This window comes from Enterococcus sp. S183_ASV_20, assembly GCF_018919685.1.
Classification (GTDB): domain Bacteria; phylum Bacillota; class Bacilli; order Lactobacillales; family Enterococcaceae; genus Enterococcus; species Enterococcus faecalis.
In genome coordinates this window covers 59,039-85,736 of the sequence record NZ_JAHLRI010000008.1, presented here as the reverse complement: position 1 = coordinate 85,736, position 26,698 = coordinate 59,039, and the positions used below count along the sequence as shown (strand labels likewise).

At 40.1% G+C, this 26,698-nt stretch carries 25 protein-coding genes and 1 pseudogene; 19 read left to right on the top strand and 7 right to left on the bottom strand.

Annotation, left to right across the window (positions count from 1 at the left end):
• The 4 genes and pseudogenes from KQI94_RS04890 to coaA form a co-directional block, all read right to left on the bottom strand.
• Positions 1-950, bottom strand: a pseudogene (locus tag KQI94_RS04890) (hypothetical protein); the annotation flags it as partial.
• A 102-nt stretch (positions 951-1,052) separates the two neighbouring features.
• Positions 1,053-1,382 carry a hypothetical protein gene (locus tag KQI94_RS16520; RefSeq protein ID WP_002390241.1) on the bottom strand — a complete coding sequence of 110 codons (330 nt, stop codon included), beginning with the start codon at positions 1,380-1,382 and terminating at the stop codon, positions 1,053-1,055.
• Positions 1,383-1,519: 137 nt separating this feature from the next.
• Positions 1,520-3,082 (bottom strand): glutamine-hydrolyzing GMP synthase, encoded by a 1,563-nt coding sequence (gene guaA, locus KQI94_RS04885; RefSeq protein WP_002368577.1) that lies wholly within the window; start codon positions 3,080-3,082, stop codon positions 1,520-1,522.
• 311 nt (positions 3,083-3,393) lie between these two features.
• Entirely contained in the window at positions 3,394-4,317 is a 924-nt protein-coding gene (coaA, locus tag KQI94_RS04880) for a type I pantothenate kinase (protein WP_002356160.1), read from the bottom strand.
• 154 nt (positions 4,318-4,471) lie between these two features.
• On the opposite strand from coaA, the gene KQI94_RS04875 reads away from it, so the two are divergent.
• Together KQI94_RS04875 and KQI94_RS04870 are read left to right on the top strand one after the other, a co-directional pair.
• Complete coding sequence (locus tag KQI94_RS04875; protein ID WP_002368575.1) at positions 4,472-5,059, top strand: SGNH/GDSL hydrolase family protein; 588 nt, start codon at positions 4,472-4,474, stop codon at positions 5,057-5,059.
• 14 nt (positions 5,060-5,073) lie between these two features.
• A complete protein-coding gene (locus KQI94_RS04870; RefSeq protein ID WP_002368574.1) occupies positions 5,074-5,682 on the top strand; it encodes a class I SAM-dependent methyltransferase in 609 nt (202 codons plus the stop codon).
• 32 nt (positions 5,683-5,714) lie between these two features.
• Here KQI94_RS04870 and add read toward each other — a convergent pair whose 3' ends face one another.
• Complete coding sequence (gene add, locus KQI94_RS04865) at positions 5,715-6,728, bottom strand: adenosine deaminase (RefSeq protein WP_002368573.1); 1,014 nt, start codon at positions 6,726-6,728, stop codon at positions 5,715-5,717.
• Positions 6,729-6,886: 158 nt separating this feature from the next.
• On the opposite strand from add, the gene KQI94_RS04860 reads away from it, so the two are divergent.
• The 13 genes from KQI94_RS04860 (at position 6,887) to deoD (ending at position 20,517) form a co-directional block, all read left to right on the top strand.
• Positions 6,887-7,894, top strand: coding sequence for a substrate-binding domain-containing protein (locus KQI94_RS04860; RefSeq protein WP_002356164.1), 1,008 nt, complete (start codon positions 6,887-6,889; stop codon positions 7,892-7,894).
• A 140-nt stretch (positions 7,895-8,034) separates the two neighbouring features.
• Positions 8,035-9,336 carry a pyrimidine-nucleoside phosphorylase gene (locus KQI94_RS04855; protein WP_002368572.1) on the top strand — a complete coding sequence of 434 codons (1,302 nt, stop codon included), beginning with the start codon at positions 8,035-8,037 and terminating at the stop codon, positions 9,334-9,336.
• A 27-nt stretch (positions 9,337-9,363) separates the two neighbouring features.
• On the top strand, positions 9,364-10,026 hold the full coding sequence (deoC, locus tag KQI94_RS04850; protein ID WP_002359333.1) for a deoxyribose-phosphate aldolase: 663 nt from the start codon (positions 9,364-9,366) through the stop codon (positions 10,024-10,026).
• Positions 9,995-10,459, top strand: coding sequence for a cytidine deaminase (locus KQI94_RS04845; RefSeq protein WP_002383839.1), 465 nt, complete (start codon positions 9,995-9,997; stop codon positions 10,457-10,459). Before deoC ends, KQI94_RS04845 begins: the two co-directional genes overlap by 32 nt.
• Before the next feature lie 95 nt (positions 10,460-10,554).
• Positions 10,555-11,628, top strand: coding sequence for a BMP family protein (locus tag KQI94_RS04840; protein ID WP_002356168.1), 1,074 nt, complete (start codon positions 10,555-10,557; stop codon positions 11,626-11,628).
• A 53-nt stretch (positions 11,629-11,681) separates the two neighbouring features.
• Entirely contained in the window at positions 11,682-12,767 is a 1,086-nt protein-coding gene (locus KQI94_RS04835; protein ID WP_002356169.1) for a BMP family protein, read from the top strand.
• A gap of 205 nt (positions 12,768-12,972) precedes the next feature.
• A complete protein-coding gene (locus KQI94_RS04830; RefSeq protein ID WP_002381361.1) occupies positions 12,973-14,541 on the top strand; it encodes an ABC transporter ATP-binding protein in 1,569 nt (522 codons plus the stop codon).
• Complete coding sequence (locus KQI94_RS04825; protein WP_002356171.1) at positions 14,534-15,667, top strand: ABC transporter permease; 1,134 nt, start codon at positions 14,534-14,536, stop codon at positions 15,665-15,667. Before KQI94_RS04830 ends, KQI94_RS04825 begins: the two co-directional genes overlap by 8 nt.
• Complete coding sequence (locus tag KQI94_RS04820) at positions 15,667-16,620, top strand: ABC transporter permease (protein WP_002356172.1); 954 nt, start codon at positions 15,667-15,669, stop codon at positions 16,618-16,620. The genes KQI94_RS04825 and KQI94_RS04820 overlap by 1 nt, the downstream gene beginning before the upstream one ends.
• A gap of 275 nt (positions 16,621-16,895) precedes the next feature.
• Complete coding sequence (locus tag KQI94_RS04815) at positions 16,896-17,489, top strand: TMEM175 family protein (protein ID WP_002359336.1); 594 nt, start codon at positions 16,896-16,898, stop codon at positions 17,487-17,489.
• Positions 17,490-17,790: 301 nt separating this feature from the next.
• On the top strand, positions 17,791-18,957 hold the full coding sequence (deoB, locus tag KQI94_RS04810) for a phosphopentomutase (protein WP_002356179.1): 1,167 nt from the start codon (positions 17,791-17,793) through the stop codon (positions 18,955-18,957).
• A gap of 16 nt (positions 18,958-18,973) precedes the next feature.
• Positions 18,974-19,792 carry a purine-nucleoside phosphorylase gene (locus KQI94_RS04805; RefSeq protein WP_002356180.1) on the top strand — a complete coding sequence of 273 codons (819 nt, stop codon included), beginning with the start codon at positions 18,974-18,976 and terminating at the stop codon, positions 19,790-19,792.
• A gap of 17 nt (positions 19,793-19,809) precedes the next feature.
• The gene (deoD, locus tag KQI94_RS04800) at positions 19,810-20,517 is read left to right on the top strand and encodes a purine-nucleoside phosphorylase (protein ID WP_002359338.1); all 708 of its coding nucleotides are present in this window, start codon (positions 19,810-19,812) and stop codon (positions 20,515-20,517) included.
• A gap of 39 nt (positions 20,518-20,556) precedes the next feature.
• Here deoD and KQI94_RS04795 read toward each other — a convergent pair whose 3' ends face one another.
• Positions 20,557-21,495 carry an iron-hydroxamate ABC transporter substrate-binding protein gene (locus KQI94_RS04795; protein ID WP_002368568.1) on the bottom strand — a complete coding sequence of 313 codons (939 nt, stop codon included), beginning with the start codon at positions 21,493-21,495 and terminating at the stop codon, positions 20,557-20,559.
• Between the two features lie 229 nt (positions 21,496-21,724).
• Between KQI94_RS04795 and KQI94_RS04790 the strand changes: the two genes are divergently transcribed.
• From KQI94_RS04790 to KQI94_RS04775, 4 genes are all read left to right on the top strand, one after another.
• Positions 21,725-22,531, top strand: coding sequence for an ABC transporter ATP-binding protein (locus KQI94_RS04790; RefSeq protein ID WP_002356183.1), 807 nt, complete (start codon positions 21,725-21,727; stop codon positions 22,529-22,531).
• Positions 22,528-23,538: an iron ABC transporter permease gene (locus KQI94_RS04785; protein ID WP_002368567.1), complete on the top strand. Its 1,011-nt coding sequence runs from the start codon at positions 22,528-22,530 to the stop codon at positions 23,536-23,538. Before KQI94_RS04790 ends, KQI94_RS04785 begins: the two co-directional genes overlap by 4 nt.
• Positions 23,535-24,539, top strand: a complete 1,005-nt coding sequence (locus KQI94_RS04780; RefSeq protein WP_002368566.1) for an iron ABC transporter permease — start codon at positions 23,535-23,537, stop codon at positions 24,537-24,539. The genes KQI94_RS04785 and KQI94_RS04780 overlap by 4 nt, the downstream gene beginning before the upstream one ends.
• Before the next feature lie 113 nt (positions 24,540-24,652).
• Complete coding sequence (locus tag KQI94_RS04775; protein WP_002390245.1) at positions 24,653-25,855, top strand: iron-containing alcohol dehydrogenase; 1,203 nt, start codon at positions 24,653-24,655, stop codon at positions 25,853-25,855.
• Between the two features lie 56 nt (positions 25,856-25,911).
• On the opposite strand, the gene gpmA is transcribed toward KQI94_RS04775, so the two are convergent.
• Positions 25,912-26,598, bottom strand: coding sequence for a 2,3-diphosphoglycerate-dependent phosphoglycerate mutase (gene gpmA / locus KQI94_RS04770; protein WP_002359343.1), 687 nt, complete (start codon positions 26,596-26,598; stop codon positions 25,912-25,914).
• Positions 26,599-26,698: the final 100 nt, after the last annotated feature.

Genomic DNA, 26,698 nt, shown 5'->3' with positions numbered 1-26,698 from the left:
TTTTTCCCACTTGTACCAGCTATTTCACCATTCTTGACAACCCCTTGCCAACCAATATTTTGCACGTGTGTTTGATAATTGACAGTTGGTTTGATTTCATCTGGACGTTTTGCTTCATTTCCAATTAAAAAGGCTTTTCCAGATCCTTCAGGTGCCGCTTCGCCCTTCTTCACTAATTTAATTTGAATGGCTTCTAATCTTTTAGCGGCGCTTTGACTACCTGCGGACTCACTGTTTTTTGCCCAATTCAACCAACCTTTATCTTCTATATGCACACGATAATAAACATCATATGCGTTAGCTATTTCTCCAGTTAAGCGAATTTGAATCGCTTCGAGCCGCAAAGACTTTCCGCTTGTACCAGACAATTGATTATCTTTCACATATCCTTGCCACCCAATTTCTTGGACATGTGTTCTATATTCTACAGATCCAGCCAAATCTGAATTTGAAATATTCATTTTAATTCCTTCAAGACGTAAAGAGCGTCTGCTAGTCCCAGAAATTTCCCCGTTTTTGACAACCCCTTGCCATCCGATGTCTTGGATATGTGTCTGATAATTAATATCAGGAACTTTTTCTTCTGCTTTTGCCGGTGCTACAGGTGTGTCCTCATTACTTTGTGATGTTTCCAAAGTAGTTTCAGTATCGTCGCTACTATTTTCTGTATCATTAACAGTTGTTACTTCTGATGTAGAAACTTCAGTGGTGGAATCGGAGGTTGAGGAAGTGGAAGTTGTTTCTGTTTCCTCTTGAGAATTTATGATGCTTGGATTCATTTCTTCAGTGACACCGCTACTCATTTGTTGCTCCGTTAGAGATGTTTCTGAAGCCACCGTTTCTTCAGTAGTTCCCTTAGAGCGTTCCAAAGCGTAAGCAGAAATAGGGGTAACGAGAAATCCCGACAATAAAACCGCTAACATAGAACTAGTTATAACACTTTTTTTCATTAATTTACTCCTTCATAGCTTATTTATTATTTATAGTATACGACAACGTCAAAGGCCAAACAAGAACGTCTTGTTTTTATAAGAACAATAGTGAAAAAGTGTCTATAAAATGACTGAAAAAATTACCAGAAGTAAACCAATCAATAAACTGACAAGACCAGAAAGTTGACCTAATCGTTGTTGGGTAGAAGAAGGTTGATTGGTAACAGTGAGCAAACTTGAGAAAAAGTTCATTTTTTTCACGAGTATTAAATACGCAACAATAAGCAAAAGAATACCCGAAAAAAGGTACGAAAGGGGTTCAGAAATAAATTTTTGGGCACGAAGTAAAAAAATTCCTATGAAGAGGACAACAAAACCATACTTAAGAAAAGTTTCTTTTGACATGTTGAAATCGCTTCCTTTTAATTGATGAATTTTATTAATAGTCACTATTCTTATGATTAAATTATAGGACTTTGAGGGCGGTGGAGCAAAGGAAAAATGGAGAATGGTGGGAGGAAAGTGTGATAACACAAAAGAAAACCCGCTAGAAAACCTAATTTATAGGTTTTCTAGCGGGTTTATTGTTATTCCCACTCCACAGTTGCAGGTGGTTTTGAAGTAATATCGTACACGATACGGTTTACATGTGCGACTTCGTTCACGATGCGCACAGAGATTTTTTGTAAAACATCCCAAGGGATACGGGCAAAGTCAGCGGTCATGCCGTCGATAGAAGTCACAGCACGGATACCGACTGTGTAATCGTAGGTACGGCCATCGCCCATAACGCCTACTGAGCGGATGCCAGGTAAGACAGTAAAGTACTGCCAAATGTCACGATCTAAGCCAGCTGCTGCGATTTCTTCACGTAGGATAGCATCTGAATCACGAACGATTTGTAATTTATCTTCTGTAATTTCACCAAGCACACGAATACCTAATCCTGGTCCTGGGAATGGTTGGCGCCAAACGATTGCATCAGGCATGCCAAGTTCAGTTCCTAAGGCACGAACTTCGTCTTTGAATAATGTATTTAAAGGTTCAATTAATTCAAATTGCATGTCTTCAGGAAGACCACCAACATTGTGATGTGATTTAATTGTTTGCGCAGTTTCTGTACCAGATTCGATGACGTCTGTGTAAAGAGTTCCTTGTGCTAGGAATGAAACGCCTTCTTCCCCAGCAAGTTTAGTTGCTTCGTCATCAAAAACATACACAAATTCGTTACCGATGATTTTACGTTTTTGTTCAGGGTCAGAAACGCCTGCTAATTTGCTTAAGAAGCGTTCTTTTGCATCTACTTTAATAATGTTTAAGCCAAATTTACCGCCTAAACTTTCCATTACTTGCTCTGCTTCACCTTTACGTAATAATCCATGGTCAACGAAGATACAAGTTAATTGGTCGCCAATGGCTTTTTGTAAAAGCACGCCGACAACACTTGAGTCAACGCCACCTGATAAACCAAGTAAGACTTTTTTATCGCCTACTTGTTCACGGATTTTAGCGACTTCCATATCGATGAAGTTTTCCATGCTCCAGTCACCAGTACAGCCACACACCTCAAAAGCAAAGTGACGTAATAAGTCGTTACCATATTCTGAATGACGAACTTCTGGGTGAAATTGTACGCCGTAGAATTTGCGGTTGGCATCTTCGATAGAAGCGATTGGACAATCGTTGCTTGTCCCAACTTTTTCGAATCCAGGAGCGATTTCTGTTACTAAATCACCGTGGCTCATCCAAACGGTTTGTTTCGCAGGTGTTCCTTGGAATAATGTCGCATCACCAAGGATTTCTAATTCTGCTTTTCCGTATTCACGGTTTGCGGCAGGTTCTACTTTTCCGCCTAAGTTATGAGTCATTAATTGCATACCGTAGCAGATGCCAAGAATGGGAATTCCTAACTCATAAATTTCTGGATCAATGCTAAAAGCATCTTTGTCATACACGCTGTTTGGTCCACCTGAGAAGATGATTCCTTTAGGCGCGATTTTGCGAATTTCTTCTGCCGTAGTTCGGTGGCTTAATAACTCAGAGAATACGCCAAATTCACGAATACGACGAGTAATCAATTGGTTAAACTGACTACCAAAGTCTAAAACAATAATTTTTTCGACAGATGTCAAATCGGCAACGTTAGTCACGTCTATTACCCCTTATCCATTTAAATTTATCTAAAGAAAAGGCGGTTAAAAAGTGGTCAGCACCAAGAATTAAGAAAGGATTTTCAAAAATTGTTTTACGATTTTTAGAAAATTTTGGCTTAATTCTGCAGGGGCTACTTTTAAACAGCCGAGAATCAGGCGGTTAAAAAGTGGTTCACTTTTGTTCCGTACTCTTCTTTGTCTAGCTATACTTATTAAAACATTTTACTCCTTGAAAGTCATGCATTCTGCTGAAAATTTTCAAGGATATTTCTACAAAAGATACAGGATATTTCTTAGCTCGTCAACCCTTAATATTTACGTAGATAGATTTGGTCAATCAAATGATTTTCCGTTTTATGCAAAATAATGTCCGCACGTCCGCGCGTTGGCAAGATATATTCCTCCAAGTTCGGCAAGTTCACGGTTTTCCAAACATTCCGTGCCATGGCGAAAGCATCTTCTCGTTTGCCAATTGCATATTGGTAATAATAATTATTAGGATCTAAGAAAGCCGTATCTAATAAGGCCCCAAAACGTTCTAGGTACCATTTTTCAATTAAGGCTGGATCGGCATCCACAAAAATAGAAAAATCAAAAAAATCACTCACATAAATTTGTTGATTGGCGGGTAACTGTAATGTGTTAATGCCTTCAACAATCAGAATATCTGGTTGTTGAATCAACTCATATTCGCCTTCGATAACATCGTAGACACTGTGAGAATAGACGGGTGCTTTAATTTCGTCTTTGCCGCTTTTGACTTCGTTTAAGAAATTAATTAGCTTCTCCATGTCATAACTTTCAGGAAACCCTTTTCGGTCCATAATTCCCTGTTCTTCTAACACTTTATTGGGATACAAAAATCCATCCGTTGTAATGAGTTGAACGTTTCTTCGTTTAAACGTTCGGGCCAGAATTCTTTGCAAAAGACGAGCGGTGGTGCTTTTACCAACGGCGACACTGCCGGCAATTCCAATGATGAATGGTGGTACAGAGACATATTCATGTAGGAATAATCCTTTGCTAAGTGTTAGCGATTCAAATTCTTTCATGTATAAATGAATAAGATGCGTTAAGGGTACATAAATTTCTTGTACATCTTTTAGTGAAATTTGGTCGTTCACACTTTTAATGTTATCCAATTCTGCTTCGGTTAACGGTGCTTTGCCGTCATGATAAAACCCATGCCATTCTTCTCTGGAAATTGGGTAGTAATTCATTTTATCGTCCATTGTTCCTCCACCAAACCCTGTTCAATCTTTGTACATTTTACCATAATTTCACAAGGGAAACACAGGATTTTACAAAAGAATTCCCTTCTTCGCCAATTTATGATGAAAATGGTATCATGAAAAGAGAAAACTGTTAGAAAAGAGGGGAAAAGCCATGAGAAAAATTGTATTATTTGGTGATAGCATTACTGCTAGTTATTTAGACGAAGCCGTCTCACCTGTTCTTGTTGACTTAGTGAAACGGGATATTGCTGCGATGGGTCTAGAAGAAGTGGCTGTCATTAATGCTGGAATGCCTGGCGATACAACAGAAGATGGTTTAAAACGATTAAATAAAGAAGTACTGATTGAGAAACCTGATGAGGTGGTGATTTTCTTTGGCGCCAATGATGCGTCACTGGATCGAAATATAACAGTAGCCACGTTTAGAGAAAACCTTGAAACAATGATTCACGAAATTGGTTCAGAAAAGGTGATTTTAATTACGCCACCATATGCGGATAGTGGCAGACGTCCAGAACGTCCACAGACGCGTATCAAGGAATTGGTCAAGGTTGCACAAGAAGTCGGGGCGGCACATAACTTGCCAGTTATTGATTTGTATAAAGCGATGACTGTTTATCCTGGAACGGATGAATTTTTACAAGCGGATGGTTTGCATTTTTCACAAGTGGGCTATGAATTATTAGGTGCCTTGATTGTTCGAGAAATAAAAGGTAGACTAAAACCAAAACAAGCATAGATAGGAAGAACAAAATGGCGAATCATTATTATACAGAAAATCCAGAATTAGCACATGATTTAGAAAGCTGGTCTTTTCCATTACGTGGTCGGACCTTTCAGTTTACGACCGATAGCGGGGTCTTCTCAAGAGGAACAGTGGATTATGGTTCTCGTGTGTTGATTGATGCCTTTGAATGGGAAAATTTACCATCAGGCCGTTTGTTAGATGTTGGTTGTGGCTATGGACCAATTGGGTTGTCCTTAGCAGCGGCGACTGGTCGACTGGTGGAAATGGTAGATGTCAACCAACGGGCAGTTGGGCTAGCTCAAATGAACGCCCAACGCAACCAAATTACTACTGTGGATATTCATTCTTCCAATGTGTATGAAACCTTAAACGAAACGACCTACGCGGCGATTGTTAGCAATCCGCCCATTCGTGCAGGCAAAAAAGTTGTCCATGGCATTTTAACAGGGGCTTTTCCGTTGTTGAAAGTTGGTGGCACACTAACGGTAGTTATTCAAAAGAAACAAGGTGCACCTAGTGCAGAAAAGAAAATGGCTGAAGTATTTGGCAATGTTGAAATTGTGACAAAAGACAAAGGCTATTATATTTTACGAAGTGTTAAAGAAGCAGAGTAAAAAAGAACCGCCACTTTAGTGGAGGTTCTTTTTTAGAATAGATATGCTTGATCAATTTTTTGGTTCAACAGTTTTTTTTCGTCTGGCGATAAAAAAGCACCTGCAAGCGCATTTTTAGTGAGTTGCTTCATTTCGTCATAACTTAATTGATACCAAGTGGCCAATTTCATGAATTCCTTCGTTAACGTAGTATCTGAAACAGTGCGATTATCGGTATTGATGCAGACGGCTAAGCCAGCCTCTATAAATTGTTGAAAAGGGTATTCAGCCAATGTTTTGACGGTGCCTGTTTGGAAGTTGCTAGTTGGACACATTTCTAAAAGAACCTTTTTTTCTTTTAAGAGCGCCAAGTATTCGGGTGTATCTTTCAAAGCAATACCGTGACCAATCCGAGTAGCACCTAAAGTGACAGCATCAGCGACGTTTTTGCCACAGCCGCATTCCCCAGCGTGGAGTGTTAATGGAATTGACAATTGGTTGGCTAAAGCTAATACGTCTTCAAATGTGTATGGAGGGAAATCGACTTCATTGCCAGCTAAATCAAAGCCGACAACGCCTGTCTCTCTGAAATCATGCGCTAAGTGAACGATTTTTTCTATGGCTTGTTGTTGGTCATGTCGCATGCCGCATAACAGTGCATTGCTTTTTACACCAAAATCTTCTTCGCCTTGTTTTAAGCCAGTTAAAACAGCAGTCACGATTTCAGGTAACCGTAAGCCTTTTTCTGTATGTTGCGAAGGCGCAAAACGCACCTCTATGTAAGCCACGCCATCTTCGGCAGCTTGGCTAATCACGTCATACGCCGCTGCTTGCAAAGCTTCAGCTGTTTGTAGACAGGTTAGCACGAAGTCGAACCGAGTTAAATAATCATTCAAATCGGTGCATTTTTCAGGGGCAACCACTAACTCTTTCAAGGCTTGTTCGTCTTGGGGTAATGGAATGTTTTGTTTTTCAGCAATGGTGCGTAAAGTGGTTGGTCGAATCGACCCATCTAAGTGACAGTGCAGCTCGATTTTTGGTAATTGACGGACACGGGATTCTTCCATGAAAAAATAGCCTCCATTTTCTTTTGTTTTTTAATCTTTTTAGTCTATTTCTTTTGTCTTTTTTTTGTTAAAATGTAAAAGATTCGATAAGTATTTTGAAGACTGTAACACGTCTACAAATGTCTGTCAATGCAAAAGGAGACGTTGGGAGGGGCGCGATGAAACTAACGATTAAAGAAATTGCTGATATGGCTGGTGTTTCTGTCACAACCGTCTCACAAATTCTGAATAATAAAGGGAGTCGTTTCAGTGAAAAAACCCGCAACAAGGTGTTGGCGGTAGTCGCTGAAAATCATTACAAACCAGATTACTTTGCTTCGAATGTAATCAACCGTCATTCCAAAACCATTGGTATGATTGTGCCAGATGTGACGGATTTCTTTTTCTCAAAAGTGATTGAAGGTGTGGAAACATATTTAAATTCGTTAGGCTACATGATTTTGTTATGCAATTCAAAGCATGATTCCGAGCAAGCGATGCAATATGTTAGCGAGTTGATTCATCGGTCGGTGGATGGCATTATTTTTGCCACGCCGAATGTTTTGCCAGAAAATCATATTTTAAAAGACCGACGAGAACATCCGATTCCTGTCATTCTTGTCGATCGTGGGATTAATCCACGAGATAGTGGACGATTAATCGTTAAAGAGTACGAAGGTGCTTATCAAGCGGTCCATCATTTGATTCAACAAGGGCATCAGCATATTGGCATGTTACGTGAAAGTGCCGGCTATTATCGTTTAACGGAACGAGTGACGGCGTATCAGCATGCGTTACAGGACAACAATTTACCTTTTCGTCCGCATTATGTTTGTGCTGGGGAATTGAACTTGCATGGCGGCTATGCTGCGGCGAAAGAAGTTTTGAAAAATGAAGAAATCACAGCAATTTTTTGTGGCAATGATGAAATGGCGATGGGAGCTTATCAAGCCATTGAAGAAGCGGGCAAGAAAATTCCTGACGATATTTCGGTGGTTGGCTTTGATGGCTTGGAAATTTCCGAATATTTGGTGCCGAGTTTAACAACCGTCTATCAGCCGAGTTTTGATATTGGCTATTATGCAGCAAAATTTTTGGTGGAAGCTATTGCAGATCCAACAGGGAAAGTTCCCAATAAAGTTTTTGATGCGACGTTTATTGCTAGAAAAAGCACAAAACCGATTTAAAAAACAGCTTAGAAATAGAATGTTCGTGTTGTTTGCGTTTTCACAAGAAAAAAATAATAGTAAACTGGTTTACTAAATGGTTTAAAGCTGAACGATTTTGTTGTATAATACATTATCGGGAAATCGGAGGGAACGAATTCATGAGAATGGTAGACATTATTGAAAAGAAACGTGACGGGCATCAACTAACAAGCGAAGAAATTCAATTTATTATCAACGGATACACAGATGGTTCAATTCCAGATTATCAGGTAAGTGCCTTTTTAATGGCTGTTTTTTACCAAGATATGACAGACGAAGAAATTACACAAATGACGTTAGCAATGGTCCATTCAGGCGAAATTGTGGATCTTTCTTCTATAGAAGGAATCAAAGTCGACAAGCATTCTACAGGTGGCGTAGGCGACACTACGACGCTTATTTTAGCGCCATTAGTTGCTAGTGTCGGGGTCAATGTAGCAAAAATGTCTGGTCGTGGCTTAGGCTACACGGGCGGTACGTTGGATAAATTAGAAGCGATTCCTGGTTTTAAAGTTGAATTGACAGAAGAACGTTTTATTCAATTGGTGAACGATACAAAAGTGGCAGTGATTGGTCAGTCAGGTGATCTAGCACCAGCAGACAAAAAACTTTATGCGTTACGCGATGTGACCGCCACTGTTGACTCAATTCCATTAATTGCAAGTTCCATTATGAGTAAAAAAATTGCCGCAGGGGCAGATGCGATTGTCTTAGACGTGACTACTGGTGAAGGGGCCTTTATGAAAGACCTAGCAAGTGCTCGTCGATTAGCGGAAACAATGGTTCGCATTGGGAAACTGGCAAATCGCCAAACGATGGCAGTAATTTCAGACATGTCACAACCTTTAGGGGAGGCCATCGGAAATAGTTTAGAAATCGTTGAAGCAATCGAGACCTTGCAAGGAAATGGGCCAGAAGATTTAGTGGAGATGTGCTATGTCTTAGGAAGTCAGATGGTCGTTTTAGCTAAAAAAGCCGAGACGTTAGACGAAGCACGGGCTTTATTAGAAGAAGCATTAACAAGCGGTCGAGCGCTCGCAAAATTTAAAGAAATGATTGAAAATCAAGGCGGCGACAGTTCCGTTGTTGACCAGCCAGAAAAATTATTAACCGCGATTTATCAATTTGATTTACCTGCCAAAGAAACAGGCGTGGTACAAAAAATCGTTGCCAATGAAATTGGCGTTGCCGCAATGTTGCTGGGCGCTGGTCGTGCTACGAAAGAAGATACGATTGATTTTGCAGTTGGCTTGAAACTTCACAAAAAAGTGGGGAGCCCAGTTGAAAAAGGCGAATCATTATTGACCATTTACGCCAATCGTGAAGACGTGACAGAAGTTGAACAATTGCTTTATAAAAACATTGAAATTGGACCAACCGGCGAAGAGCCTATTTTGATTCACGATATTATTACGGAATAAAACAAAAAGAAAAGAGGAATTCTCATCATGGAATTAAACCGCATGATTGACCACACTATTTTGAAACCAGAAGCGACAGAAGCCGCTGTCCAAAAAATTATTGACGAAGCTAAGGAGTACAACTTTTTCTCTGTATGTATCAATCCTTGTTGGGTCGCTTTTGCTAGCGAGCAATTAGCAGATACCGACGTCGCTGTGTGTACCGTTATTGGCTTTCCTTTGGGGGCAAATACACCAGAAGTTAAAGCATACGAAGCAGCTGATGCAATTAAAAATGGTGCGAATGAAGTGGATATGGTGATTAATATTGGTGCATTAAAATCACAACAATACGATCACGTACGTCAAGACATTCAAGGCGTAGTAGATGCAGCCAAAGGAAAAGCGTTAGTCAAAGTGATTATTGAAACAGCATTATTAACAGACGAAGAAAAAGTTAAAGCTTGTGAATTAGCCAAAGAAGCAGGGGCCGATTTCGTTAAAACATCTACTGGCTTCTCAACAGGCGGCGCTAAAGTAGCAGACATTCGTTTAATGCGTGAGACAGTTGGTCCTGACATGGGCGTTAAGGCTTCTGGTGGCGTGCATAATGCAGAAGAAGCGTTAGCAATGATTGAAGCTGGGGCAACACGCATCGGTGCAAGTACGGGTGTAGCAATTGTTTCTGGCGCAACTGGCGAAGGGTATTAATTCGTATTTCAAATTAAACGAAGGTGTGGCGAAAAAGATGACAGTAAAACAAGAATGGCTTGATTGTGCCGTAGAAGCATTGGCACACGCCTATGTACCGTATTCTAACTTTCCTGTGGGCGCTTGCTTAGTGACTACAGACGGGAAAATGTATCAAGGAGTCAACATTGAAAATGCCTCCTTTGGTTTAACAAATTGTGCAGAAAGAACGGCGATTTTTAAAGCCATTTCAGAAGATGAACGGACCTTCCAACATTTAGTTGTAGCAGGTAATACAGAGGCACCCATTTCTCCATGTGGCGCTTGTCGTCAAGTAATGGCTGAATTCTTTGATCCACAAATGCCGGTCACGCTAGTTGGTAAAGATGGCGCGACTAAAACAATGACAGTTGAGGCATTATTGCCCTATTCATTTACAGATAAAGATTTTTAAAAAAAGGACATAAGGTTTCGTTGGGCTCAAAGTAGATTTCAATAGCATAAATGCGAATGAAATAATAGATAAAATAGTAGGGGGCTTTTCGGAAAGTGAAACAAGCAAAATTTTTAGGTCTAGGATTGGCAGCAGTTGCCTTAACCATTGGGTTAGCTGCATGTGGCGGCAATAGCAAAAAGAACGCCAACACAAAAGGTGATCCACAACATAGTGTCGTAATGGTCACAGATACAGCCGGCATTGATGACAAATCTTTTAACCAATCTGCGTGGGAAGGAATGCAAGAGTGGGGCAAAGAGCACAAACTTCCAGAAGGACCTCAAGGGTATGCGTATATTCAATCAAATGAAGCATCTGATTATACATCAAACATTGACCAAGCCATTTCAAGTCAATTTAAAACGATTTTTGGCATTGGCTATTTACTAAAAAATGCAGTAGTAGATGCAGCGGACGCCAACCCAGAAACGAATTTCGTTCTAATCGACGATACAGTTAATGGGAAAAACAACGTCGCTTCTGCAACATTTAGAGATAATGAATCTGCGTATTTAGCAGGTGTGGCAGCAGCTAACACTACGAAAACCAACAAAGTAGGATTTATCGGCGGGGTTGAAGGACCTGTTATTGGCCGTTTCCAAGCTGGTTTTGAAAAAGGTGTAGCAGACGCTGGCAAAAAATTAGGCAAAGATATTCAAATTACGTCTACTTATGCAGGGACATTTGCAGACGCTTCAAAAGGACGGGCCTTAGCTTCTTCTATGTATCAAGCAGGTGCCGACATTATTTATCACGCAGCGGCGACTACAGGACAAGGAATCTTCCAAGAAGCCAAAGCGCTAAATGAAACAGGTTCAAAAGATAAAGTTTGGGTGATTGGTGTTGACCGTGACCAAAACGAAGACGGTAAATATACAACCAAAGATGGCAAGGATGATAACTTAACGTTAGCTTCAACCATTAAAGGTGTAAATATTGCTGTGAAAAAAATCTCTGATCTTGCATTAGAAGATAAATTCCCTGGCGGCGAACATTTAACTTATGGATTGAAAGATGGCGGTGTTGATTTAACAACAGAAGCCCTAAGCGATCAAGCCAAAACGGCAGTTAAAGAAGCCAAAGAACAAATCATCTCTGGTGACGTAAAAGTCCCAGACCAACCTTAGAAACAACTTAGTTGTTTAAATACATTAAACTATTTTTAGGAGGCTTTACAGAAATGAAAAAAGCAAAATTATTCGGTTTTAGTTTGATTGCATTAGGTTTATCAGTTTCACTTGCAGCATGTGGTGGTGGCAAAGGTAAAACCGCTGAAAGCGGCGGTGGCAAAGGGGATGCAGCGCATAGTGCTGTAATCATTACAGATACAGGCGGCGTGGATGACAAGTCGTTTAACCAATCTTCTTGGGAAGGATTGCAAGCTTGGGGTAAAGAACATGATTTACCAGAAGGTTCAAAAGGGTATGCATATATTCAATCGAATGATGCAGCTGACTATACAACGAATATTGACCAAGCGGTATCAAGTAAATTCAACACAATCTTTGGTATTGGCTACTTGCTAAAAGATGCAATTTCTTCTGCAGCAGATGCCAACCCTGATACAAACTTTGTTTTAATCGATGATCAAATCGATGGCAAAAAGAATGTCGTTTCTGCAACATTTAGAGATAATGAAGCAGCTTACTTAGCCGGTGTTGCTGCTGCAAACGAAACAAAAACGAACAAAGTCGGTTTTGTTGGTGGTGAAGAAGGGGTCGTAATTGACCGTTTCCAAGCTGGTTTTGAAAAAGGTGTGGCTGATGCTGCGAAAGAATTAGGTAAAGAAATTACTGTTGATACAAAATATGCGGCTTCATTTGCTGATCCTGCCAAAGGGAAAGCTTTAGCTGCTGCAATGTACCAAAACGGCGTTGATATCATCTTCCATGCTTCTGGTGCGACTGGACAAGGGGTCTTCCAAGAAGCAAAAGACTTGAATGAATCAGGTTCTGGCGACAAAGTTTGGGTAATCGGTGTTGACCGCGATCAAGATGCTGATGGCAAGTACAAAACAAAAGACGGCAAAGAAGACAACTTCACGTTAACTTCAACGCTTAAAGGTGTCGGCACAGCGGTTCAAGATATTGCCAACCGTGCGTTAGAAGACAAATTCCCTGGTGGCGAACATTTAGTTTATGGATTAAAAGATGGTGGCGTTGACTTAACAGACGGCTATTTAAACGACAAAACAAAAGAAGCTGTTAAAACAGCAAAAGATAAAGTAATCTCAGGTGACGTAAAAGTCCCAGAAAAACCAGAATAATTTAAGCTCCTAAATGAAAAAAGAAGGGCTCATTATTGTTCCTTCTAAAAATAAAGTGGTCCTTGGCAGCGACGGCTGCCAAGGAAACCCTTTATGATGTTTGGATTTTTAACTAAATAGTTGAGGTTCTTCAACTACTTAGTTAAGGGTCAAAATTACCCTCTAAAGTATTGCCAATATAATTTTGTTAGGAAGTGAATAGACCTTGTCTCAAGAAGAAAACGTAATTGAGATGCGTAAAATCACCAAAGAATTTGGGACGTTCAAAGCCAACGACCAAATTGATTTACAAGTAAAACCTGGTGAAATCCACGCACTGCTAGGTGAAAATGGTGCAGGCAAGTCGACCTTGATGAATATCTTATCAGGGCTATTGGAACCGACCTCAGGTGAGATTTATATGAATGGCGAAAAAGTCAACATTACAAGTCCTACTGCAGCCAATCGTTTAGGAATCGGAATGGTCCATCAGCATTTTATGTTAGTTGAAGCCTTTACTGTGACTGAAAATATTATCTTAGGTAGTGAACCTACCCATGGCGGTATTTTAGACCGGAAAAAAGCGAAAAAAGAGATTGAAGAAGTGTCTAAGCAATACGGGTTGGATGTAAATCCCAATGCCTATATTCGCGATATTTCTGTGGGTATGCAACAACGGGTTGAAATTTTAAAGACCTTATATCGCGGTGCGAACGTTTTAATTTTTGACGAACCAACCGCAGTATTAACGCCACAAGAAATTGATGAATTAATGATTATTTTGAAAGAACTAACCGATGAAGGCAAATCGATCATTTTAATTACACATAAGTTAGATGAAATTAAAAAAGTGGCGGACCGTTGTACGGTTATTCGCCGGGGGCAAAGTATTGGCACCGTCAATGTGAAAGATGTTTCTTCGCAACAGTTAGCCGATATGATGGTGGGTCGTTCTGTTTCTTTCAAAACAGAGAAAAAGCCAGCGCAACCGAAAGAAACAATTTTATCAATTAAAGATTTAGTAGTGAAAGAAAGCCGCGGCTTAGATGCAGTGAAAAATCTTAGCTTAGATGTCCGAGCAGGGGAAGTTGTTGGGATTGCGGGGATTGATGGCAATGGACAAACAGAATTAATCCAAGCCTTAGCAGGATTAACCAAAGTCGAAAACGGCTCCATTCATTTGAATGAAAAAGAAATTACTAATCGCAAACCTCGGGAAATTACGGAAATGGGTGTCGCCCACGTTCCTGAAGACCGACATAAATATGGCTTGGTATTAGAGATGACATTGGCTGAAAATATTGGCCTACAAACGTATTACCAAAAACCATACAGTTCAACAGGTATTTTAAACTATCGAATGATTAACAAACACGCCCGTGAATTAATTGAAGAATATGATGTACGGACTCCTAATGAATTAGTACCAGCTCGGGCGCTTTCAGGTGGGAATCAGCAAAAAGCGATTATTGCCCGAGAAGTTGACCGCGATCCAGATTTGTTGATTGTTTCTCAACCAACACGCGGTTTAGATGTCGGAGCTATTGAATACATTCATCGTCGACTAATTGAACAAAGAGATAAAAATAAAGCTGTTTTATTAGTAAGTTTTGAATTAGACGAAATTTTGAACGTTTCTGATCGTATCGCTGTTATTCATGCGGGGGAAATCGTCGGAATTGTTGATCCGAAAGAAACGACAGAAAATGAATTGGGCTTGTTAATGGCTGGCTACTCATTGGAAGAAGCCCGTGCTGAGTTATCAAAAGTAGAGGCAGGTGAAACTGTTGAATAATCGTTCTGAAAAAATAAGAAATATTTTAGTCCCTGTGTTATCTGTTATTATGGGTTTCCTCTTAGGGGCAATTATTATGGTTATCTTTGGCTATGACCCAGTGGCTGGGTATCAAGCGATGTTTGAAACAGCTTTCCAAGGAAAGAAAAGTATTGGTGAGATTTTTGTCACCGCAGCACCGTTGATTTTTACCGCTTTAGGATTCTCGGTGGCAAATTCGGCTGGATTCTTTAATATCGGGCTTTCTGGACAAGCCTTATGTGGTTGGGTGGCTAGTATTTGGGTCGCTTTATCCATGCCTGATGCCCCCCGGATGATTGCGTTGCCGGTGGCGATTATTGTTGGGGCAGTTGCAGGAGCTTTAGCAGCAGCCATTCCAGGTTTCTTGCGTGCCTATTTTGGGACGAGTGAAGTTATTGTTACGATTATGTTGAATTATATTTTATTATACACAGGAAATCATATTGCTAATAATGTCATGAAACCAAGTATTATGGCGAACAAAGGGATCACCAAAATGATTGGTGCGAATGCATCATTACGCTCACCGTTTTTAACAAGTATCAGTGATGGCTCTCGTTTGAACATCGGCATTTTCTTGGCCTTCATTTTCCTTATTCTTGTGTGGTTCTTGATGAAAAAAACAACGCTTGGTTTTGAAATTCGGTCGGTGGGGTTAAATCCATTTGCTTCTGAATATGCTGGAATGAGCAGCAAGCGAACGATTATTTTATCCATGATGATTTCAGGAACGCTGGCTGGTTTAGGTGGTGCGGTCCAAGGATTGGGGACTTTCCAAAACTTCTTTATTCAAAACACATCGTTGAGCATTGGGTTCGATGGTATGGCCGTGTCTCTATTAGGAGCAGGTAGCTCAATCGGGATTTTACTTTCCGCATTACTGTTTGGAATGTTAAAACTTGGTGGACAAGGAATGCCGTTGATAGCTGGTGTACCAACCGAATTAGTTGATGTTGTTATTGCAGCAATTATTTTCTTTGTGGGAATTAGTTATTTAATTCGTTTCTTGTTAGCAAAAGCGTCTGGTAGTAAAAAAGAAGTAGCGATTGTAGAAACAATTGAAGCGGCGCCAGACAAAAACAATCAAGAGGGGGGAGACATCTAATGGATTTAGCAACAATTTCCTCAATCATCACGCAAACATTAGTGTATGCAACTCCGCTCATCTTGACAGCATTAGGCGGAACGTTCTCAGAACGAAGTGGTGTGGTTAACGTTGGTTTGGAAGGTATTATGGTAATGGGCGCTTTCAGTTCGGTCGTTTTTAACTTGACGTTTGCTGATACATTTGGCGCGGCGACACCATGGATTGCTTGTTTAGTAGGAGGTGTTGTCGGGATTGTCTTTTCTCTCTTACATGCCGTTGCAACTATTAACTTACGAGCAGATCATATTATCAGTGGTACTGTCATTAACTTGATGGCACCGGCGCTAGGGGTTTTCCTAGTAAAAGTTATTTATCAAAAAGGACAAACAGATATGATTACACAATCATTTGGCTATTTTTCTTTCCCAGGATTGTCAAAAATTCCAGTGATTGGTGAACTATTCTTTGCAAAAACCTCTTTGCCAGCTTTCGTAGCAATTTTGATTGCGATTTTAGCTTGGTTTGTCATTTATAAAACACGTTTTGGCTTACGGTTACGTTCTGTGGGGGAACATCCACAAGCGGCAGATACATTGGGAATTAATGTCTACTTAATGCGTTATTCTGGCGTCTTGCTATCCGGCTTCTTAGGCGGTATGGGCGGAGCTGTCTTTGCTCAAAGTATTGCGGGTCGTTTTGGGATTACCACAATTGCAGGACAAGGGTTTATTTCAATGGCCGCAATGATCTTTGGTAAATGGAATCCACTTGGGGCAATGGGCGCAGCCTTATTCTTTGGCTTTGCACAAAACTTAAGTATTGCTGGGGAAAACCTACCAATTATTTCAGAAATTCCAAAAGTTTATCTACAAGCAGCACCATACGTATTGACCATTTTAGTCCTAGTTGTGTTCTTCGGAAAATCATCGGGACCAAAAGCGAACGGGAAAAATTACGTCAAAACGAAATAATAAAATAAATAGGCCCTCCGTCAAAGCGACGGGGGGCCATTTCTTTTCTTAAGATAATCAGTTGAACACAAGCGACATTAGGCACTGCTTCACTGCAAAAAAGCGAGTTGATAAAGATAACTTTACTTTTTTCTTTTGGCTGTTTTTTACAATTCGAAGGAAGTGTCGAAATTTTGAAAAAAACCAAACAGGTCTAGCAGCTTTTTTTCAAAAATCGTTGGTTTTTCTGCTATACTTTTGTTTGTAGTAAGCATAGGAAAAGTGGAGGACGTTCAATGAATAAAACACGCGTAGAAGCATTTAGTGATGCAGTCATTGCCATCATCATGACCATCATGATTTTAGAAATTAAAACCCCTCAAGTGGGTGTTTTGGCAGGTTTGATAGAAAATATCCCATATTTTTTATCGTTTATTGTCAGTTTTATTTTTATCTGTATCGCTTGGTACAATCATCATTACATAATGTCCGTAACTCATTGGTTTTCTAAAAAAGCGTTTTGGGCAAATAATTTTTGGTTATTCTCCATGGCCTTCATTCCGGTAGCAACTGCTTGGGTGAGTGAATTTTGGTGGATGCGGGCACCCGTTTATTTTTATCTTGTTGTGTATACGGTTTGGGATTTTGCTTACTTCTTGCTAACAAGGATCATTTATGAAGACAATGCAGTGAAAGATCCACAAGGTGCAGCTAAGTTAAGAAAATCGAAATCTTATAGTAAGGCAACAAAAATCATTCATCTTTGTCTTTTCGCAATCGGATATATCGGCATTTATTTTTATCCGCCCATTGGCATTGGTGTGATTTTATCAGAAGCGGTTATCTGGTATTTAAATGTGCCAAAAGAGGGAGACCGCTTGGAGTGTTAAAAGTTTCGATTGGATAAAGAGTCGTGTTCTTTTTAAGGAGCAGGCTATTCGAAAAAAACAATAAAAAAGTTTCCTAATTACGGTGGGAGACTTTTTTTCTTTCAGTTTTTAAGCCCTGCTAAAATCGAAGGAATCAGTGAAAATTTTAATGCTCTTTCAGGCAATAATAGCGGATTCATGGTATAATTGAAGAGCTGAGAATAAATAGATTATTCTGTTTGATTCTCGAGACTATTTAAAAGGCTAGCGTAAAATAATTGTCATTCTTGACGTATTTACGACCTTAGAGGAGGAAGCAAGTGTGTTTAAACGTGTTCATTTAATCGTACTAGATTCAGTCGGTATTGGTGAAGCACCAGATGCTGAAAAATTTGGAGATGTCGGCAGTGATACACTAGGTCATATTGCCAAAGAAGCGGGACTAACCATTCCTCATTTAGAAAAACTTGGATTGGGAACTATTGCTCCTTTAACAGGTGTCAAAGCAGTGGCAGACCACGATGGCTATGCCACCAAATTAGAAGAAATTTCTGTTGGAAAAGATACTATGACCGGTCACTGGGAAATTATGGGCTTGAACATCAAAAAACCTTTTCGAGTATTCCCAAACGGCTTTCCTGAAGAATTGCTGAAACAAATTGAAGATTTTTCTGGGCGAAAAGTTGTTTGTAACAAACCATATAGCGGGACAGCAGTCATTGATGATTACGGCGAACATCAAATGAAAACAGGGGATTTAATCGTTTATACTTCAGCGGACCCTGTTTTACAAATTGCGGCGCATGAAGACATTATTCCATTAGAAGAATTGTATAAAATTTGTCAATATGTTCGTGACATTACGAAAGACGAACCTTATATGATTGGTCGGATTATCGCTCGCCCGTATGTTGGTGAACCAGGTAATTTCACTCGAACCAGTAACCGTCATGACTATGCTCTAGATCCTTTTGGCCATACTGTTTTAGATTCGTTAAAAGAAAACGGCAATGATGTGATCGCTGTTGGGAAAATTAACGACATCTTTAATGGACAAGGAATTACTGAAGCTATCCGCACGAAGAGCAATATGGATGGGGTGGATCAATTATTAACGGTCATGAATAAAGATTTCACAGGTTTAAGTTTTACTAACTTAGTGGATTTCGATGCGCTGTATGGCCACCGTCGTGATGTGAAGGGCTATGCAAAAGCCATCGAAGATTTTGATGGTCGTTTGCCAGAGATTATGGCAGCTATGGCCGAAGATGATTTGCTTTTAATTACAGCAGATCACGGGAATGACCCAACTTTCCCAGGAACAGACCACACACGTGAATATGTGCCTTTATTGGCTTATAGTAAAAAAATGACAAAACAAGGCAGCTTGCCACAAGGATTTTATTCAGATATTTCAGCAACGATTGCTGAAAACTTTGAAGTTCCTGCAACGGAAAACGGTCAAAGCTTTTTAAATCAATTACAATAATTCGAGGAGGCAACACATGACAACGTTAACGAACCATTTAAACGAAACAACTGAGTTTTTGAAAGAAAAAGGGGTGCAACAAGCAGACTTCGGTCTAATCTTAGGTTCAGGGTTAGGTGAATTAGCTAATGAAATAACCGATGCGATTGCTATTCCTTTCTCTGAAATTCCCCATTTTTCTGTTTCAACAGTCGTTGGACATGCTGGACAATTAGTTTACGGAACGCTTTCTGGAAAAAAAGTTTTGGCGATGCAAGGACGTTTTCATTATTATGAAGGACATTCGATGCAAACGGTCACTTATCCCGTTCGTGTGATGGCTGCTTTAGGCATTCATTCAATGATTGTAACCAACGCAGCTGGTGGCGTAAATGAAACATATACACCGGGGAATTTGATGTTAATCAATGACCACATTAATTTTACAGGCGATAATCCGTTAATTGGTGAAAATGATGAAGAAATCGGGCCGCGTTTTCCAGATATGAGTCATGCTTACACGCAAGAATATCGGGAAGTGGCAAAAAAAGTGGCTGCGGAACAAAATATTGACTTAAAAGAAGGCGTGTATATGGGCTTTTCTGGCCCGACATATGAAACGCCTGCAGAAATTCGGATGTCACGGACGATGGGTGCAGATGCAGTTGGCATGTCAACTGTTTCGGAGGTCATTGTAGCTGTGCATAGTGGCATGAAAGTACTAGGCATCTCTTGTATTACGAATTTAGCAGCTGGTATGCAAAGTAGCTTAAATCATGCAGAAGTAGTTGAAACAACTGAACGCGTTAAAGGACAATTCAAAGAGTTAGTGAAAGCAACACTAGCAGCTTTATAAAAAAGGAGTAAACCAGAATGAGTGTGCATATCGAAGCAAAACCAGGTGAAATTGCCGATAAAATTTTACTACCAGGGGATCCCCTCCGAGCAAAATATATTGCGGAAACTTTTTTGGAGAATCCTGTCTGCTATAATCAAGTTCGTGGGATGTTAGGTTACACAGGAACGTATAAGGGACAGCGTGTTTCGGTCCAAGGAACAGGGATGGGGATGCCTTCAGCAGGTATTTATGCCCATGAGTTAATTAACTCTTACGATGTGAAGAAGTTAATTCGTGTTGGTACGTGTGGTTCTATTTCAGAAAAAGTCAACGTTCGTGAATTAGTTATCGCACAAGCAGCAGCGACACCTTCTTCCGCGATTCGCAATGATTTTCCTAAATATGATTTTCCACAAATTGCGAGCTTTGATCTTTTACTCAAATCTTACGAAATTGCTAAAGCAAAAGGCTTTACTACCCATGTTGGTAACGTATTGTCAGATGATGTTTTTTACAAAGATAGCTTAGATGATGTCTTTCGTTTAGGTCGATACGGGGTATTAGCGATTGAAATGGAAGCGGCAATGTTATATTATTTAGCAGCAAAATTTGATGTAGAAGCATTGGCGATTATGACGGTGAGTGATAGCTTGGTGACAGGCGAAGAAACAACGGCAGAAGAACGCCAAACGACGTTTAATGAAATGATTGAAGTTGGTTTAGAAACGGCAATTGCTAATTAAAAAAATGCTTGGATGATTATTTTCATCCAAGCATTTTTTTTAATTTAAGAGCGCTTTTTTTACATCTTCAACAATTTGAGTATTCGCAATAGGTCCATTGTATAACCAACTACTTTTTTTATCATAGGTATGAACTTGGTTATTTTTCACAGCAGGTAAGTTCTTCCAAATTGCTTCTTGGAAAAGAGGTGCTGATTCATCGCTGTTTACAAGGAAAATGTGGTCTGCGTCAAGCTCAGCTAATTTTTCTAAAGAAACTTGATTCCAATCCGCATTGGCGTTTTTAGAAATTTCTTCCACTAATTTTGGAACTTGGAGGCCTAAGTCCTGATAGAGCACGGTTCCGCTTGAGCGATTATCGCTAACCATAAAGACTTGGTTGTTGGTTACCCATAAGACTGCCGCAGATTTGCCAGCATCTTTTTTGCCAAGGTCTTCTTGGACGCCTTTGGTTAAGGTATCATAATCTTCTAACACTTTTTTCGCTTGTTCTTTTTTATCTAAAACAGTAGCAATATCTTCCAATTGATCACGCCAGGTGACATTTTCGCCGTTTTTGACTACATAAGTTGGCGCAATTTTACTGTATTCTTTGTATTTACCGCCTTCAACTAGAGCAGATGAACTGATTAATAATAAGTCAGGTTCAAATTTTAAAACCGCTTCATATGGCAAGTCATAGGAAATAGTGGGGACATCTTTCAATTCTTTCGCTAAATAATCTTGAATGCTGCCTTGTCCAACTGTCCATTGTGCCACTGGTTTTTCTCCTAGTGCAACTAGATAATCTTCTAAATAACTCGCAATAATCCGTTTGGGTTTCGCGGGGACGGTTACTTTATTGCCTAAGGTATCTGTTACTTCATGTGTTTTGTCAGCGTTGTTGGCTTCTTTATTCGTATTACCACAAGCTGCGAGTAAGAATGAACCAAGAAGAAGGGTGGTACCAATTAGGACCGTCTTTTTTAAAAGTTTCATTGTGTAACTCCTTTATTTTTAGTTGATAACGATTCTCATTATCATTTAAAAACGACCGTTTGTCAATCATCGCTTGCTTTTTTGAGCAAATAAGTTGCATTTTTTAGATAATTCGTTTTTTGATTGGAAGAAACATTGCTTTTTAAGGAAGGGTCTTTTATAATCAAGGAACAATGAGTGAGAACGATTATCAATAAATGTAAAATAACGACAGAAAAATTAAAGAGGAATGGTTATGAATTATTTAGAGGCAGAGGACTTAACTACAGGATATGGTCGTCAAGTGATTAGTGAAGCGCTGAACTGTTCATTTGAAGCGGGAACTATTACAAGTATTATTGGACCAAATGGTTGTGGCAAATCGACCTTGTTAAAAACACTTGCGCGTATTTTGCCAGCTGAGAAAGGCAAGGTGTTCATTAAGAACCAAGAACTTCAACATTTTTCTTCAAAAGAAGTGGCGCAAGAACTAGCGATCTTATCACAAACGCCAGAAAATACAATCGATTTATCTGTTTTTGACCTCGTCTCTTTCGGGCGATATCCTTATCAATCGGGCTGGAAAAGTGTCACCACAGAAGATCAAGAGTACATACAATGGGCATTAGAATTAACAGGCTTAACTGAGTTAGCTAGAGAGTCTGTGGCAATTTTATCAGGTGGGCAACGCCAACGGGTTTGGATTGCTATGGCGCTAGTGCAGGATACAGATATTTTAATTTTAGATGAACCGACCACCTATTTGGATCCAGCGCATCAGCTAGAAATTTTAAATGTGTTAAAACGAATTAATCAAGAACATCAGAAAACTATCGTGATGACGATTCATGATATTAATTTAGCTTCTCGTTTTTCTGATCGCGTGATTGCGATGAAAGAGGGAAAGATTATCAATGAGGGAACACCGCAAGAAGTGATTACTGTTACTGGCTTAGCAGATGTTTTCGCTATTCAAGCAGAAATTAGTTATCATAGTCAGACACAGCGGCCACTAGTGCTTTCTTATGAGTTGATGGAAATGGAGCTGGATGGATGAAAGGCATAAGCGGATTTTATAGACACCAATGGCAAGTGTTACTTGTCTGTCTTTTTTTGCTAATTGGGACAATGCTTCTGTCATTGATGTTTGGTGCGACGTCGGTTTCGATTCAAACGATTATTGAATCATTTACGCACTTCGATGCGACCAATCAAGCGCATCAAGTCATCCAAACGGTTCGGTTGCCGCGGATTTTAGGGGCCGCTTTTGTGGGGGCAAGTTTAGCAGTGAGTGGGGCGTTAGCGCAAGGGATTACGCAAAACCCATTGGCAGATTCTGGCTTGCTGGGTATCAATGCTGGGGCTGGCTTGGGCTTAGCGCTTGTTTTTGCTTTCCTCCCTCAGGCAAGTTATTGGTGGCTTTTAGTTGTTTCTTTTCTTGGTGCCGGCGTGAGTGTGGCACTGATTTATTATCTTTCTAATCATTCAATTCGAGGAGCAAGCCCCATGCGTCTGACCTTAGTGGGAGCTGGTATTAGTGCCCTTTTTTTATCATTTAGTCAATTCTTAGCCATTCAGTTCAATTTGAGTCAAGAGTTAACGTTTTGGTTTCTTGGCGGTGTCAGCGTTATTTCTTGGGCACAATTAAAAATAGTCGTCCCGATCTTTCTGGGCGCATTTGCATTAGCAATTCTGATTAGTCCGTCGGTGACTATTTTACGTTTTGGCGATGATGCAACAATTGGTTTAGGGCGAAATCCGCAGCGTATTCGGTTGTTTGCCAGTATAACGATTTTGCTTTTATCAGGATTGTCTGTGGCGCTGGTTGGCTCGGTCAGTTTTGTTGGTTTGGTGGTGCCTCATGTGATGCGAACAGTTTCTGGAGAAAATTACCGTCGCTTGATTCCGTTCTCGGCGTTAGGCGGTGCGCTCCTCGTTTTGGTGGCAGATTTAATCGCTCGAATGGTGAATCCGCCTTTTGAAACACCATTTGGGATTATCACGGCCTTAATTGGCATCCCATTCTTTCTTTATTTATTTCGTAAAGGAGGGCAACTAGGATGACACAGAAAAAAGTGTCTCGTTGGGTGGCTATCTTAATAGTTGGGCTTATCCTAACTGCTTGTATCAGTTTAACGCAAGGGGAATTATCTGTTTCCGTCATGGATTTAAAAGCCCTTCTTTTGGGACAGGGAAGTCAGGCCAAACAACTGTTAGTTTGGGATTTTCGGTTACCACGGATTGTGCTTGCGGTCCTAGCGGGCGCAGCTTTAGGCTTAAGCGGCGCTATTCTTCAAGGGATTACTCGGAATCCGTTAGCAGATACTGGGATTTTAGGCATTAATGCGGGTGCGGGTTTGGCAGTGATTTTGTTTATTAGTTTTGTTGAGACGACAAGTATCACAACGTTTGCACTTCCACTCGTGGCCTTAGTTGGCGGCTTGCTAGCGGCTGTTGGGATTTTAGTAATCGCGTATCATCATCGTTTAGGATTGACGCCAGTTCGAATGGTCTTAGCGGGTGTCATTTTGAGTACGGGTATTTCAGCACTCACCTTATTAATTACATCAAAAATTGACACTGAAAAGTACCGTTTTGTTACAATGTGGCAAGCAGGCAGTATCTGGGGCAGTAATTGGTTCTTTGTGGGCGCTTTGTTGCCTTGGCTAGTCATCGGGTTCTTTTTTGCGATGAAGCGTCATCGTCTGTTGGATATTTTACAATTGGGGGACGAAACAGCTATTTCTGTAGGTATTGCTGTGAAAAAAGAACGAATCGTTTCGTTGCTGTTAGCGGTGATGTTGGCGGCTTCAGCGATTTCCGTTACAGGGGGAATTAATTTTTTAGGTTTACTTGCGCCACATATTGCTCGCAAATGTGGTTTTACGCAACAAAAACAGGTATTGCCATTGGCGGCGTTGTTTGGGAGTTTACTTTTATTGGTTAGTGACACGATTGGTCGGCTATTGCCTGGCAATGGAGAAATGCCTGCAGGGATTATTGTTGCGATCATCGGTGCGCCTTATTTTCTTTATTTGTTAATCAAAACAAGCGATTCGTTATAAAAAAGAATCAAAAGCTGGGTCAAGCGATCGTTGTGAAAGCAACTGTCATTTGCTCGGCTTTTTTATTGGCGGATTTTTGAAAAAATAGTATGATAAATGCGTAAGAGGATTGAATGGAGGATGAAAGAATGGAAAACTTTAATTTTTATGTACCAACAGACATCCGTTTTGGGAAAGATCGTTTAGACGAATTACCTGCTGTGTTAGATCAATTTGGCAAAAATGTCTTACTTGTTTATGGTGGCGGTAGTATCAAACGTAATGGCTTGTACCAACAAATTACTGATTTGGCCCAAAAAAACGGGCATACACTGATTGAGTTGAGCGGTGTCGAACCAAACCCGCGCATTGAAACCGTTAGAAAAGGAATTGAGTTGTGTAAAGAAAACCAAGTCGATGTTATTTTAGCAGTTGGCGGTGGTTCAACCATTGATTGTTCCAAAGCAATTGCTGCGGGCTTTTATTCGGAAGAAGATATCTGGACAGTTATTGCAGCCAGAAAAGGGTATACTGGTCCTGCTTTACCAATCGTGACCATCTTGACTTTAGCAGCGACAGGTAGTGAAATGAACGCAGGTGCTGTCATTTCTAACTTAGAAACCAATCAAAAATTAGGCTTTGGTGGTCCGAATATGATTCCAAAAGTTTCGTTCTTGGATCCAACGAATACTTTTACGGTTCCTAAAAATCAAACAGCAGCTGGCTCAGCGGATATTTTCAGTCATTTGATTGAAAACTATTTTAGTATTTCGACAGGCACGGACGTCCAAGATTTTGTGTCGGAAGGCTTAATGCGAACGGTTATCAAAAATTGTCCCATTGCTTTAGAAAATCCAGAAGATTATGATGCACGTGCTAATTTAATGTGGGCAAGTAGTTTAGCCTTAAATGGTTTAACAGGGCGCGGCAAACAAGGTGTTTGGTCTTGTCACCCCATGGAACATGAATTAAGTGCGTTTTATGACATTACGCATGGGATTGGCTTAGCAATTTTAACGCCTCGTTGGATGAATTACGTTTTGTCTGAACAAACCGTTGGCAAGTTTGCACAGTTTGCTCGAAATGTTTGGGGAATAGTCGAACAAGAAGAGGAAGTAGCAGCGAAAAAAGGTATTCAAGCATTGTATGATTACTTTGTGGCTTGTGGCATTCCAATGACATTACCAGAAGTTGGCATCGAAGCAGATAAATTTGAAGAAATGGCACAACAAGCTGTGGCCCATAGTGCAATTGCTGAAAAGGCTTATGTACCATTGGATGCAGCGGATATAGTAGCGATTTATAAAGATTGTTTAACCGAAAGTCAATTTATTTAATCCATAAAAAAGCGGTTTGCCTTGGCAAACCGCTTTTGTTAATAAGAAACAAGTTCTTATAAGTAGTATTTTTCTTTCACAGTTAAATCATCGTTTAATTCATAAACTAATGGTTTACCTGTTGGGATTTCAAGATCCATAATATCTTCATCAGAAATGCCTTCGATGTGTTTAGCTAAAGCACGTAATGAATTACCATGAGCCGCTACTAAGACAGTTTTGTTGTCTTTTAAAGCTGGCGCAATTTCATCTTGCCAGAATGGTAATGCACGTTCCAAAGTAACTTTCAAGTTTTCGCCACCAGGAATATCGCGTTGGTCTAACATTGCATAACGACGGTCGTTTGCTGCAGAACCTTCATCTGTTGCTTCCATTAATGGAGGAAGAGTATCGTAAGAACGACGCCAGATGTGGACTTGTTCGTCTCCGTATTTTTCAGCAGTTTCTTTTTTGTTTAGTCCTTGTAATTTACCATAGTGACGTTCGTTTAAGCGCCAAGATTTGATTTGAGGTACCCATAATTGATCTGAGTATTCTAGTAAATAGTTACAAGTTTTGATGGCACGAGTTAAAACAGAAGTATAAGCAACGTCGAATTCGATGCCTGCTTCTTTAATTTTACGGCCGCCTTCTTTTGCTTCTTCAACACCTTCAGGTGCTAAATCTACGTCAGCCCATCCAGTAAATTGGTTTAAGGCATTCCATTCGCTAAGTCCATGACGAGAAAAAACTAATTTTGGCATGTATAAGCTCTCCTTTGAGTTTAGTTTTCTGAAAATAAGATTTCCACGTTTATTGTACACCGTTTTGCGCAAGATTTCCAATGGAAAATAGTAAAAAAAC